The organism is Methylobacterium sp. AC433, assembly GCF_979253015.1.
This window is the reverse complement of sequence record NZ_CEEDBN010000021.1, coordinates 24,379-37,393: the sequence shown is the minus strand read 5'-3', so window position 1 is coordinate 37,393 and position 13,015 is coordinate 24,379. Positions and strand designations below refer to the sequence as shown.

Below are 13,015 nucleotides of genomic sequence, written 5' to 3'. Positions count from 1 at the left end.
GATGACGATCAGACCGTCGAATGAATAGGGAGGCGGTTAATCCGACAGGGCCGGCAAGTCAAGTTTTCCCCATCCACCAGAGATTGGCGCCCGGCACCCTCTTGACCGAGATGCAGGAATAGTTTCCTGTTCGTTGTCCGCGCGGGTGATCAGGCACGACTCCTCTGCGTTCGCCGTGCCCGATGTCTTCGTCGGCCGACCTGCCCGCACAACGATCCGAAGTTACAGGGTTCGAGGCGCCATGGGTGAGTCGCAGGACACCAGGACGCAACTGATCGCGAACGAGCGCGCAAAGCTGACGGCGACCTATGTGAACGGCGTCGCCATCGCGGTGCTCGCGGTCGGAGGCCTGGCGCCTCTGTTTTCCCAGCGCAGCGCAGCGGCGGCCCAACCGGACAGGCCATGGCTGACTCCGGTGCTCTCCCTGCTTTGCATCTGCGTCAGCGGAGTCCTACATTGGGCTGCAAGAGGCTTTCTGCGGGAACTCCGGTAATGGATGTCCACACCCTGACCCTGCTGCTGTTCCCCCTCGGCGCCCTCGCGCTGGGCCTGGGCACGCTCTGGTTCGCCCGCCGCGCGCATTGAGCCGCGTCGCACCGAGCGATCTTCTTAAAGTTTCGCTCCCGGAAGACCCGGCAGAGCCGTAAGTGCCGAATCCGAGAACGCCAGCGCCTTGAACAGGCTGCCCATGCCGCGCCGGGACGGGTCAGTGAGACGCGTCGCCGCCGCGGTGATCGCCTCCCGCTGAGCTGGCGAAGCGTTCAATCCCAACCGCTCGGCGCGCTCGCGCAAGCCCAGCGCCAGGAGGAAGTCGCGCTGGTCGACGGGGCCGTGCAGGGCCGCGCCTTCGCCGGTCGCGGCGCGGCCGAGGGCCGTGAAGTCCACGTGCGTGGTGAGGTCGGCCTCGCCGGGTGCGGCGAGCGGCGGGACGAAGGCGTGGCCGCGCAAAGCCTGGAGCGAGTCGCCGAAGCCCGGCCGGACATGGCCGTAATCGATGGCCAGCACCGCGCCCCTCCCGGCGACGACGCGGCGGGCGAGGCCGCGCACGGTGTCGAGGGCGGCGCCCGGCAGGGTCATCAGGACGCCGATCGGGCCGCTCGCGGCGATGCGGGTATCGGGCTCGGCCGCGAGGCCGAAGGCGAGGGCGCCGCCGTCCTGCGAGAGGCCGACGAGGCGTTCGAACCAGCCGCGCGATGCGCGCTGGAACTGGCGGACGGGGAGGGCGTCGAAGAATTCGTTGGCGACGACGAGGGTCGGGCCGTGCGGCAGGGTCTCGATGGAATCGTGCCAGGTCGGCGCGGCGCCCGAGAGGCGGGCCGCCTGCTCGGCCCGGAGTACCGGGCTCGTCTCGACGAGGTGCAGGGCTGGGCGCAGGTCCGGCGCGGCGCGGACCAGCGCCCGCAGCGCATCCTGCATCAGGGTGCCGCGGCCGGGTCCGAGTTCCACCAGGGCGAGGTCGGCGGGCGCACCCATGGAAGCCCAGGTCGCCGCGATCCAGATCCCGATGAGCTCGCCGAACATCTGGCTGATCTCGGGGGCGGTGACGAAGTCGCCGGCCGGCCCGAGTGGATCGCGCGTTCGGTAGTAGCCGTGCACCGGATGGCCGAGGCAGAGGCCCATGTAGCGGTCGAGCCCGATCGGACCCGAGGCCAGGATCTCGTCGCGGATCTCGGCGAAGAGCGGGCTCGTCACGCCGCGTCGACCTTGGCGGGCGACACGGCACCGGCCTCCTTCGCCGGGACGCGCGGGCGCGTGGCGCCGCGCAGGGCCAGGACGATGGCGGCCAGGCCGACCAGCGCCATCGGCACGCACAGCACCATCCCCATGGTGATGCCGCCGGTGGACCAGGTCTCGGTGCCGAACAGGTAGCCGAGCTGCCGGTCCGGTTCGCGGAAGAACTCGCAGAAGGTCCGCGCGATGGCGTAGCTCAGGACGAAGATTCCGCCCATCAGGCCGGGCCTGCGGAAGCCGTTGGCGCGCACCGCGATCATCATCACGACGAACAGGAGCGCGCCCTCGGTGGCCGCCTCGTAGAGCTGGCTCGGATGCCGGGGCAGGGGGCCGCCGGTGGGGAAGACGACGGCATAGGGGAAGTCCGGGGCGATGCGGCCCCAGAGTTCGCCGTTCACGAAATTCGCGATGCGTCCGAAGAACAGCCCGATCGGCACCACCACGCCGGCGAGGTCGAGGAGGGTGAGGGCCTGGAGCTTGCGGGCGCGGGCGAACAGCACCATCGCCAGCACGGCGCCGAGGAAGCCGCCATGGAAGGACATGCCGCCGTTACGGATGGCCAGGATCTCGATGGGGTCGGCCAGGTAGAGGGGCAGGTTGTAGAACAGGACGTAGCCGATGCGCCCGCCGAGGACGACGCCCAGGGCCACCCAGACGATGAGGTCGTCGATGTCGTTCAGGCTCGGGCGCCGCACCACGCCCCAGTAGCGGTCCGCCGCCACCAGCCGGCGCGCGTAGTACCAGCCGCCGAGCAGGCCGACGATGTAGGCCAGGGCGTACCACTTGATGGTGATCGGCCCGATCGCCACCGCCACCGGATCGATGGCGGGGAAGGGCAGGGCGAGGAGCGGCGGCATCGGCGAGGGGTCCCGGTTGAGCCGGGGCATTGGGCCCGAGCCCGCCGGGGGGTCAACCCCGGTCGGGACATGGCCGGCGGGCGCCGACGGCCCAGGCGGGGGTCACGGCCCGCCCGCGCTCAGGCTGCCCGGACGGTGGCGAGGAAGCCGGCGACTTCCGTGCGCAGCCGCTCGGACTGGCGGGACAGGTCGGCGGAGGCACGCTGGACCTGCTCGGCCGTCGCGCCGGCCTCGGCCGCCGAGCGGGCGACCGCCTCGATGTCCTGGCTCATGGCGCCGGTGCCCGAGGAGGCCTGGCCCATGTTGCGGACGATCTCCTGGGTCGTCACGCCCTGCTCCTCGACCGCGGCAGCGATGCTGCTGGTGACGACGCTCATGCCCTCGATTCGCGTCACGATGCTGCGGATCGCGCCGGTGGCGCCCGTGGTGGCCGAGCGGATGGCGTCGACCTGCCCGGCGATCTCCGTGGTGGCACGGCTGGTCTGCTCCGCGAGGTTCTTCACCTCGGCGGCGACCACGGCGAATCCGCGGCCGGCCTCGCCGGCCCGCGCCGCCTCGATGGTGGCATTCAGCGCCAGGAGATTGGTCTGGCTGGCGATCTGCGAGACGAGGCCGACGACATCGCCGATCCGGGTCGCGGCATCGGACAGGGTCTGCATGGTGGCCGCCGTGCGGCCCGCTTCATCGACGGCCTGGGCGGACATGGTGGAGGCCTGTTCGACCTGGCGGCCGATCTCCCCGACCGTGGCGCCGAGCTCCTCGGCCGCCACCGCCACGGCGTTGACGTTGCCGGCGGTCTCCTGCGCGGTCGCGGCCACCGAGGTGGAGCGCCGCGCCGTGCCGGCCACCGCCTCGGTCATGCCGGTCGCGGCCCCCTGCAGGTCGCTGGAGGCCTGCGAGACGGTGCCGACGATGCCGCCGACCGAGCGCTCGAAGCGGTCGGCGAGGTCGCGCAGCAGGGTCCGGCGCTCAGTCTCCTCGCGCAGGCGCGCCGCCTCGGTGGTCTTGAGCTGCTGCGCTGCCTCCTCCAGCGAGATGTCGCGGATGGTGACGACGGCCCGGGCGATGTCGCCGATCTCGTCCGCCCGGCGGCTGCCCGGCACCTCGGCCAGGGACTCGCGGCGGGCCAGCGCCTGCAGGGCGCGGGTCAGGGCGCCCAGGGGGCCGACGATGGTGCGGGCGAAGAGAAGGCCGAGGATCGCCGTGACGGCCAGGACGGCGAGCGCCGTCACCGCCAGGGCGCGGGTCAGGGTGCCCACGGCCGCGAGGGTCTCGTCCTCGGCCTGCTCGGCGATGATCGTCCACGGCGCGCCGAGAACCGACACGCGGGCGGTGGCGGCCATCCGGTGGCCGCTGCCGCTCGCATAGGTGAAGGGGCGATCGCCCGCGAGATCGCCCTTGTCGAGGCCGAGCGCGGTGGCGGGCTTGCCGGCGCCGACGGAGCGGGACAGGGGCGGGTTGCTGCGCAGGGCGCCGTCCGCACCGACGGCCATGACCTGGCCGGTCTCGCCGAGGCCGCCGCGGTCCGAGAGGGTCCGGTCGAACAGGGTGGGCGTCAGGCGCAGCAGAACGAAGCCGATGCGCGACGCGTCCTGGCCGGTGCCCATCGCGACGTTGGCGCGGCGGGCGATGGCCCGGCCGATGAAGGCCGAAGGAACCGCCTCCGCCGGATAGGCGGCGTAGTCCTCGTAGAGCGTCGCATCGGGGTCGGCGGTCTTCAGGCGCGCGACGAGGCGGGCAAGGCCCGTCGAGGCAAGCTCGGGCTCGGCCAGCGCGCGGCCGAAATCGGCACCCTTGGTCGTGGTGTAGACGATGCGCCCGTCCTCCGAGACGAAGACGAGGTCGGCGTAGCCCGGTCGCTCTAGGAGTTTGCGGGCAACCTCCTGCACCTTGGCGTGCCGACGGCCGTACATCGACCCGGCCGCTTCGGCTCCCAGGCGCGCCTCGAGGGTGGCGCCGCCGGTATAGGTCCGGACGAGGCTGGCGAAGTCGGATTTGGCCGGGTCCAGGGCCTCGACGAGGTCGCCGAAATTGCTGCCGACCTGTGGGTTGCCCGCCACCGTGACGAGGTCGCCGCCGACGCGCTCGGCGACCAGCTCGATGCCGGCCTTGCGGGCAGAGGCCGCGAATTGCAGCCGCTCCTGGGCCGCGTCGACGAGGCCGGACCGGGCGCTGTACCAGCTCAGGCCACCCATTACGGTGGCGCTGACGAGCGCCAGCCCGACGGTGATCGCCGGGAGGCGGAAGTTGAGGCTGGTAAGACGCGGCATTCGAGGCGACCGGTGAGGAATTCGGACGCTGCTTCTAAGCCCAAATGTTGAAGTAAAACTTTCGCGGTTGAGCCCCAGAAAAGTATTCAAAATAACACCACCAGTCATGGTGATGTGAATACCCTGAGTTGTCGTGAATGCCTCGGCGCGTGCACCGAGGGCCGGTCGCTCGGACGCGCCATCGGTGCGCCCGACGGTCTCGACTGTCCGGTCTCAGGCCGCCACGTCGGCGCTGCCGCGCCCGTCGTCGAGGAACATCCGGTAGGCCGGATTGTCGGTCTCGTCGACGCAGGGGTAGTGCAGCGCCTCGATGGCCGCGTCGAAGCGGGCGCGCTCGGCCGGCGGCACGTCGATGCCGGCGAGCACCCGGCCGTAATCGGCGCCGTGGTTCCGGTAGTGGAACAGGGTGATGTCGAAGCCGTCGCCGAGGGCGTCGAGGAACTTCATCAGGGCGCCGGGCCGCTCCGGAAACTGGAAGCGGTAGAGGCGCTCGTCGGCGAGGCCGGTGGCGCGCCCGCCGACCATGTAGCGGATGTGGACCTTGGCCATCTCGTTGTCGCTCATGTCGACGGCGCGGTAGCCGGCGGCCTTCAGCGAGTCGATGAGGGCGTGCTTCTCGCGGAGGCCGCCCGCGAGATTGATGCCGACGAAGATCTGCGCGTCGGCACCGGCCGCGTAGCGGTAGTTGAACTCGGTGATCGCCCGGGGGCCCAGGGTCTGGATGAAGGCGCGGTAGGCGCCCGGCCGCTCGGGGATGGTGACGCCGAGCAGGACCTCGCGCTGCTCGCCGATCTCGGCGCGCTCGGCGATGTGGCGCAGGCGGTCGAAGTTCAGGTTCGCCCCGCTGGAGATCGCCACCAGCGTGCCGGTCCCGCCCTCCTGGCGCGCGGCGTAGGCCTTGGCGCCGGCCAGCGCCAGGGCGCCCGAGGGCTCCGAGATGGCGCGGGTGTCGTCGAAGATGTCCTTCACGGCCGCGCACATGGCATCGGTGTCGACGGTGATGACCTCGTCGAGGAACTCGCGGCAGAGCCGGAAGGTCTCCGCACCCGCCTCTCGCACCGCGACGCCGTCGGCGAACAGGCCGACGGTGGGCAGCACCACGCGCTCGCCGGCCGCGAGCGCCGCGGCCATGCAGGCGGCGTCGTCGGGCTCGACACCGATGACCCTGGTCTCGGGACGCAGGTACTTGACGAAGGTGGCGATGCCGGCCGCCAGGCCGCCGCCGCCCACGGGCACGAAGATCGCCTCGATCGGCCCGGAATGCTGGGTCATGATCTCCATCCCGATGGTGCCCTGGCCGGCGATCACGTCCGGATCGTCGAAGGGATGCAGGAAGGTCAGGCCGTCGCGCGCCTCCAGCTCCCGGGCATGGCCCAGGGCCTCGTCGAAGGCGTCGCCGAACAGGATGACCTCGGCGCCCCGGGCCCGGCAGGCATCGACCTTGATCGCCGGGGTGGTGCGCGGCATCACGATCACCGCGCGCACGTTCAGGCGGGCGGCGGCGAGGGCCACGCCCTGGGCGTGGTTGCCGGCCGAGGCGCAGACGACGCCCTTGGCGAGCAGCGCGGGGTCGAGCCCCGACATCTTGTTGTAGGCGCCGCGCAGCTTGAACGAGAACACTGGCTGCAGATCCTCGCGCTTCAGGAGCACCGGGCGGGCCAGGCGCGCCGACATGCGCGGCATCGGATCGAGCGGGCTCTCGATGGCGACGTCGTAGACGCGGGCGGTGAGGATCTTGCGGATGTAGTCGGTCAAGGAGACACGAGCTCCGGGGTGGCGCGGTGCGTGGGATGTCGCCCGCACATAGACCTTCGGAGCCGCAGAAGCGAGCGAGGTGGATGCAGGCCTGCGCCTCGGCGCCGCGTCGAGGCGCAGGCCTCGACACGGGCCGGCGCGGACGGGCCGGATCAGCCCTGGCGGCGCTCGAAGCGGAACGGCCGGTGTGCGTCCGCCAGGACCCGCATGTCCACGCTCCAGAGACCGTCCGCGTCGCCCTCCAGGGTGAAGTGGAGCGCGTAGCAGAGCGGATCCGAGCCGGCGTGGTCGCGGAACTCGATCGCGTCGAGCCACCAGGGCTCATCGGCACGGCCGCAGGCCCTGGCCCGGTCCACGAACAGATCGAGATAGGACGCGGCCTTGTCGCGCAGGGGGCCGAGCGACGCAGCCACGACCGCGGCGACCGCGGCCTGCGCAGGGCTCGGCGCCCCGTTCTCGTCGCTCAGATGGAGACGGACAGGGCCGATCTGCCGGACCCAGCCGGCCGGTCCCGCCCGGCTGTAGTCCGTCGCCATCGTGCCGGCCCACCTACTTGTCGAACAGGGCCTGGAGCGCCGCCCGGTCCTTGGTCGTCGGCAACGCGATCAGGGTGAGGATGCGCGCCTTGTCCGGTGTCAGGTCGTCGGCGAAGACCGCCCCGGCCTTCAGCAGCGTGTTGCCCCCGCCCTTGAAGCCGTAAACCGGCAGGGCGCGGCCGTTATAGACCTTGGTGGCCACGACCACGGGCACGCCCCTGGCGATGACGTCCTTGATCGCGTCGTGCATCTCGGCGTTCATGTTGCCCCAGCCATAGGCCTCGACGACGATGGCCTCGGCGCCCGTCTCGGCGGCATGGCGAACCTGGCTGCCGTCGGCACCCGCATACATCGCGACGAGATCGACCCGGGGCATCCGGTTGGGCAGGGGCAGCGTCTGGCGGCGCAGCGACTTGCGGCTGAAGATCACGCGGTCCTCGTCGACGTAACCGAGGAAGCCGGCATCGCCCGAGTTGAAGGTCTCGACGTTGCTCGTGTGCGTCTTGCGGACCTCGCGGGCGGCATTGACGTGGTGGTTGAGCGTTACCGTCACGCCCATGCCGGCCGCGCCGTCGGCGAGGATCTGCCGGGCCGCGTTGAGGAGGTTGCGCGACCCGTCCGAATCCCAGTCGGAGGCGTTGCGCTGGGCGCCCACCAGCACGATGGGCTTGTCGCTCTTCACGGTCAGGTCGAGGAAGTAGGCGGTCTGGTCCAGCGTGTCGGTGCCGTGCAGGACGATGGCGCCGCGGACCGACGGGTCGGCCAGGATCTCGTCGACCTTGCGGGACAGGGCGGGCCAGCGGTCCGGTCCCATGTAGTCGCTCGGGACGTTGCTGAACTCCGTCACGGCGATCGTGGCGATGTCCTTCAGCTTCGGGACCGCGGCGACGAGATCCTCGCCCGAGAGGGCGGGCACCGGCGCGTGGGTGGTGGGGTCGAGCTTCATCGCGATCGTGCCGCCGGTCGCGATCACGGCGATCTTCGGCAGATCGGCCGCACCGGCTGGATGCATGAGGAGAAGTAGACCGCTCAGGCCGAGCAGTGTTTGTCTCAGGATTGTGGCGACTGCCATGAACGCACCTCGGCTGACTCAGGTCGTTCCGACAGGGACCGACCGTAGGTTCAGCGTTGGAGGACCGTATCGGGCGTGTCCAGACCGCGCCGGCCCTTGGTTCTTTACGAAACCGGCGGATCTTCTCCGAAAACGTCTTTCGACTGTACGTCAGGGAAGGCTGGAGAGCCGCTCGAACAGCGCTGCCCCCCAGACCAGGGCCGCGATTCCCTGCGCGGAGAAGGTCCCGGCCGAGGCGAGGTCCTTGACGATACCGATCTTGGGGTGCTGGCCCGGATGGAGATGGTCGCAGAGCTTCTCCACCGCCGTGTTGAGGAACTCGGCGGCGAGCATCAGGAGCAGGCTCGCCACCAGGGCCACCCGCACCCAGAGGCCGGAGCCGAGCACCAGCGCCAGGGGCAGGCCGAGGAGGAGGAGCATGAGCTCGAGGCGCACCGCCCGCTCGGTCCGGGCGCCGTGCACGAGGCCGCGCCAGGAATTCAGGAAGGCGAGGTAGAGGGCGTGCATCTCAGGGCGCCGCCGGCGCGCCGCGGGTGATCCACTTCGCCACGATCGGACCCGTCACCAGCACCACGAACAGACGCAGCGTCTGCACCGCGAGGACGAAGGAGACGTCGACCTTGGAGCCGACAGCGATGATCGCCACCGAATCGAGGCCGCCCGGGCTGGTGGCGAGGTACGCGGTGAGGAAGTCGATGGGCAGCAGGAAGGTCAGGCCGTAGGCCCAGCCGCCGCAGAGCGCGATGACCCCGAGGGTCGCGATGACGATGCCGGGCAGCGCACCGAATGTCTCACGCAGGGTCTCGCGGCGAAAGCGCAGGCCGACATACCAGCCGATGGTGGCGTAGGCGAGGTCGAGGAGCGGCATCGGCAGGGCCATCGAGACGAGGCCGGAGGCGTGCAGGGCCGCACCCAGAAGCATCGGCCCGGTGAGGGCGAAGGCGGGAAGGCGCAGGAGCTTGGCCAGGGCCGCCCCGCAGGCGGCGACGGCCAGCGTCGCCAGGATCGCGAGAGGCGCCAAGGTCATGGGGTCGGGTGCCGGGACGACGTCCGCGACGTTCGTCAGAAGCCGCGCCATGACGGAGGCCGAGAGCACCACGGCCACCACCCGGACGTACTGCATGAAGGCGACCAGGCGCGGGTCGGCACCGTATTCCTCCGACATCGCCACCATGGCGGCGGCGCCGCCGGGCGACGAGCCCCAGGCGGCGGTGGAGCCCGGCAGGACGCGCAGGCGGGTCAGGGCCCAGCCGACCGCCCCGCCGACCAGGACGGTGACGAGAACCACGGCGAGGATCAGGAAGCCGTCATCCACGACCGTGGCGACGATATCGCCCGTGACGGTGTGGGCCACGAGACAGCCGATCATCGCCTGGGCGGCCTGGAAGCCGAACCGGGGCACCGAGAGGTCGGCGCCGCCGACCCCGAAGGCGATGGCCGCCACCATCGGCCCGAGCAGGAGGGCCGCCGGGAAATGCGCATGGTCGAGGGCGTAGGCCAGGAGGCCGGAGGCCGCGAGAAGAGCCGCCCAACGGCCGATGAAGCGCAGTGAGAGCACGGTGATGCCGGGGATTGGATGCCGGGAGTCGGATGCCGGGTGAGGGGCGGGCGGGAACGCCCGTCGCGCCGGGCGCTACACCGGATCGGCGACGCTGTCACGGCGGGCGGCGCGCGGACGTGGCATGCCGTCGTCGCGGCAGGCGGTGGTGCCCGCCGGCGCGTGGGCGCGGAAGAACGCCGCCAGATGCGCGAGGCCGTCGGCGCGCGGGTCGCTGGTGCGCCAGGCGAGGGCGACGGTGCGGCCGGGCCCGTCCACGTCGAAGCTGCGCGTCACCGTCAGGCCGCTCGGATCGGGTCCGGAGGGCACCGCCAGGGTGGGGAGCAGGGTGTAGCCGGCGCCCGCCGCCACCATCGAGCGCAGGGTTTCCAGGCTGGTGGCGTGGCGCCCTGCGGCCGAGCCGGCGCCGCAGGCGGCCACGGTCTGGTCGCGCAGGCAGTTGCCCTCGTCGAGGAGGAGGAGGTCCGGCCCGGCGATGTCGGTCGCCCGAAGCGCCCCGCCCCGGGCCAGCGGATGCTCGGCCGGGCAGGTGAGCTGGAACGGCTCGACGAACAGGGGCGACACGGTGAGTCCCGAGGCCGGCACCGGCAGGGAGACGAGGGCGGCGTCGATGCGGCCGTTGCGCAGGCCCTCCAGGATCTCGGCGGTGCGCGCCTCGCTCAAGGCCAGGGCGAGGAGCGGAAACTCCTGCCGCAGCGTGCGCAGGATCAGCGGAAAGAGGTAGGGCCCGAGCGTCTGGATCGCCGCCAGGACGAGGCGGCCGGTGAGCGGCGCACCGCGGCCCTCGCTCGCCAGCACCAGGAGGCGCTGGGCCTCGGCCATCACGACGCGGGCCTGCCGCACGATGGATTGCCCCGCCGGGGTCAGCATCACCCGGCGGTGGCCGCGCTCGAACAGGGCGAGCCCGAGGAGGTCCTCCAGCTTGCGGACCTGGACGCTGAGCGTCGGCTGGCTGACGTTGCAGCGCTCGGCGGCCCGGCCGAAATGCATCTCCTCCGCGACGGCGACGACGTATTCGAGGTCCCGCAGGGAAAGCCCGGACATATTCATAGGCGATGCCTATCACCATGTTCGCCACGATGCATTAGCCAAATCGGTCCGGGCGGGTCATAAGGCTGTCTCAGAACCATTCCAGGTTTTCAGGCCACGGTCTGGATGCGGCCATCGCCGCGTCGACCGTTTTCCGAGCGAGAGAGCACCGCATGAGCGATCAGCGCCCGATTCTGACCACCCGCCAGGGCCACCCGGTTCGCGACAACCAGAGCACCCGCACGGTTGGCGAGCGCGGCCCTGCGACCCTCGAGAACTATCAGTTCATCGAGAAGATCACGCATTTCGATCGTGAGCGGATCCCGGAGCGGGTGGTGCATGCCCGCGGCGCCGGCGCGCACGGCTATTTCGAGGCCTATGGCAAGATCGGCAACGAGCCGGCCTCCAAGTACACCCGCGCCCGCGTCCTTAACGAGACTGGCGTCAAGACGCCGATGTTCGTGCGCTTCTCCACCGTGGCCGGCGCCAAGGAGAGCCCGGAGACCGAGCGCGACCCGCGCGGCTTCGCGGTGAAGTTCAAGACCGTCGACGGAAACTGGGACCTCGTGGGCAACAACCTCAAGGTCTTCTTCATCCGCGACGCGATCAAGTTCCCCGACATGATCCACGCGTTCAAGCCGGACCCAGTGACGAACCGCCAGGAAGCGTGGCGCTTCTTCGACTTCGTGGCGCAGCACCCCGAATCGATCCACATGGTCACGCACCTGAAGTCGCCGTGGGGCATTCCGGCCAACTATCGCGAGATGGAAGGCTCGGGCGTGAACACCTACAAGCTGGTCAACGACGAGGGCGAGGCCGTGCTCTGCAAGTTCCACTGGGAGCCCAAGCAGGGCGTGCGCAACCTGACCTCGGCGCAGGCGTCCGAGATCCAGGCCAAGGACGTGGGCCACGCCACGCGCGACCTCTACGACAACATCAAGGCCGGCAACTTCCCCGAGTGGGAATTCTGCGTGCAGATCATGCCCGACGGCCCGAACGACCACCTGTCGTTCGACCCGCTCGACGACACGAAGCTCTGGCCCGTCGACCAGTTCCCTCTGCTGCCGGTCGGCCGCATGGTGCTCGACCGCGTGCCGGACAACTTCTTCGCCGAGGTCGAGCAGTCCGCCTTCGGGACGGGCGTCCTCGTCGACGGGATCGACTTCTCGGACGACAAGATGCTCCAGGGCCGCACGCTGTCCTACTCGGACACGCAGCGCTACCGGGTCGGCGCCAACTACCTGCAGTTGCCGATCAATGCGCCGCAGCCGGGCGTGAAGGTCTATTCCAACCAGCGCGACGGGCAAATGACCTACGGCGTCGATGGCACCGGCCCAAACAAGCACATCAACTACGAGCCCTCGACCCTCGCCGAGGGCCTGCGCGAGGCGCCGAAGCCGGCCAAGGACTATCACCAGCCGGTGAGCGGCAATCTCGGCCGCTATCAGACCTCGCGCACCGAGGACGACTACACCCAGGCCGGCGTGCGCTACCGGTCCTTCCAGGATTGGGAGCGCGACGACCTGATCGCCAACCTCGTCGGCGACATGAAGCAGTGCCCGGAGCCGATCCAGCTGCGGATGGTCTGGCACTTCCTCCACGCCGATGAGGATTACGGCCGCCGTGTCGCCGAGGGTGCGGGCATCGATCTGGAGAAGGCGCGCGCTCTGCCGCCCCTGCCGGGCCGCGCCGCGCCGGGCAAGCGCCTCCAGGCCGAGACCTACACCGACGGCAGCCAGGCCCACAGCATCGCCGCCGAGTAAGCCCCCGGGCCAGGTGTAAGCCTTCGGGTAAGCTTGACGAATTTCCGCGATGGTATCGCCCCGCAGGGTCACCCGACCCTGCGGGGTTTTTCGTTGCCCGGAGAAAGCTGCGCCGCCGCATCAGGATCGCGCGCCGGCTGTCCCGGCCACGGTTCGATCAAGATATTCGGTCGACCAGAACCGATGGCACCGGAACCGACGAAGACGTCTCGACGGGCCGAGAAATCCAAACACTCGGTCGCGTCGCCGTTCAGGGCAGGAAACCGTCGCCGCGCGCCGGCGTTCACCCGCGGAAATCCTCCTCAAGATTTTCGACCGGTTCGGTGCTGAACTGAATTCTGGAAATATTGGTGCGAATACAGCGTCGCATGACATAGCTCAGCTGCATCGACGGCTGCGATTAAATCAATCGTATGTTTACATCTCTGGGGGCCTAATCCGACA

General features: G+C 70.3%; 11 protein-coding genes. 1 reads left to right on the top strand and 10 read right to left on the bottom strand.

The annotated features are described in order from the left end of the window. Nucleotides 1-609: 609 nt before the first annotated feature. From AC0IWM_RS21575 to AC0IWM_RS21535, 9 genes are all read right to left on the bottom strand, one after another. Nucleotides 610-1,692 (bottom strand): class I SAM-dependent methyltransferase, encoded by a 1,083-nt coding sequence (locus tag AC0IWM_RS21575; RefSeq protein ID WP_471758399.1) that lies wholly within the window; start codon nucleotides 1,690-1,692, stop codon nucleotides 610-612. Beyond that, nucleotides 1,689-2,588: a prolipoprotein diacylglyceryl transferase gene (gene lgt, locus AC0IWM_RS21570; protein ID WP_471758397.1), complete on the bottom strand. Its 900-nt coding sequence runs from the start codon at nucleotides 2,586-2,588 to the stop codon at nucleotides 1,689-1,691. The genes AC0IWM_RS21575 and lgt overlap by 4 nt, the downstream gene beginning before the upstream one ends. 119 nt (nucleotides 2,589-2,707) lie before the next feature. Next, complete coding sequence (locus AC0IWM_RS21565) at nucleotides 2,708-4,858, bottom strand: methyl-accepting chemotaxis protein (protein WP_471758395.1); 2,151 nt, start codon at nucleotides 4,856-4,858, stop codon at nucleotides 2,708-2,710. A gap of 213 nt (nucleotides 4,859-5,071) precedes the next feature. Further along, nucleotides 5,072-6,613 carry a threonine ammonia-lyase, biosynthetic gene (gene ilvA, locus AC0IWM_RS21560; protein ID WP_471758393.1) on the bottom strand — a complete coding sequence of 514 codons (1,542 nt, stop codon included), beginning with the start codon at nucleotides 6,611-6,613 and terminating at the stop codon, nucleotides 5,072-5,074. Between the two features lie 152 nt (nucleotides 6,614-6,765). Beyond that, nucleotides 6,766-7,149: a hypothetical protein gene (locus tag AC0IWM_RS21555; RefSeq protein WP_471758391.1), complete on the bottom strand. Its 384-nt coding sequence runs from the start codon at nucleotides 7,147-7,149 to the stop codon at nucleotides 6,766-6,768. Nucleotides 7,150-7,162: 13 nt separating this feature from the next. Beyond that, the gene (locus AC0IWM_RS21550; RefSeq protein ID WP_471758389.1) at nucleotides 7,163-8,221 is read right to left on the bottom strand and encodes an asparaginase; all 1,059 of its coding nucleotides are present in this window, start codon (nucleotides 8,219-8,221) and stop codon (nucleotides 7,163-7,165) included. Nucleotides 8,222-8,371: 150 nt separating this feature from the next. Next, nucleotides 8,372-8,728 (bottom strand): diacylglycerol kinase, encoded by a 357-nt coding sequence (locus AC0IWM_RS21545; protein ID WP_471758387.1) that lies wholly within the window; start codon nucleotides 8,726-8,728, stop codon nucleotides 8,372-8,374. A gap of 1 nt (nucleotide 8,729) precedes the next feature. After that, nucleotides 8,730-9,779, bottom strand: coding sequence for an AbrB family transcriptional regulator (locus tag AC0IWM_RS21540; RefSeq protein WP_471758385.1), 1,050 nt, complete (start codon nucleotides 9,777-9,779; stop codon nucleotides 8,730-8,732). Between the two features lie 75 nt (nucleotides 9,780-9,854). Further along, complete coding sequence (locus AC0IWM_RS21535) at nucleotides 9,855-10,829, bottom strand: LysR substrate-binding domain-containing protein (RefSeq protein ID WP_056475405.1); 975 nt, start codon at nucleotides 10,827-10,829, stop codon at nucleotides 9,855-9,857. Nucleotides 10,830-10,981: 152 nt separating this feature from the next. On the opposite strand from AC0IWM_RS21535, the gene AC0IWM_RS21530 reads away from it, so the two are divergent. Then, the gene (locus AC0IWM_RS21530) at nucleotides 10,982-12,571 is read left to right on the top strand and encodes a catalase (protein WP_471758383.1); all 1,590 of its coding nucleotides are present in this window, start codon (nucleotides 10,982-10,984) and stop codon (nucleotides 12,569-12,571) included. A gap of 68 nt (nucleotides 12,572-12,639) precedes the next feature. Here AC0IWM_RS21530 and AC0IWM_RS21525 read toward each other — a convergent pair whose 3' ends face one another. Beyond that, entirely contained in the window at nucleotides 12,640-12,858 is a 219-nt protein-coding gene (locus tag AC0IWM_RS21525) for a hypothetical protein (protein ID WP_471758381.1), read from the bottom strand. Nucleotides 12,859-13,015 lie beyond the last annotated feature (157 nt).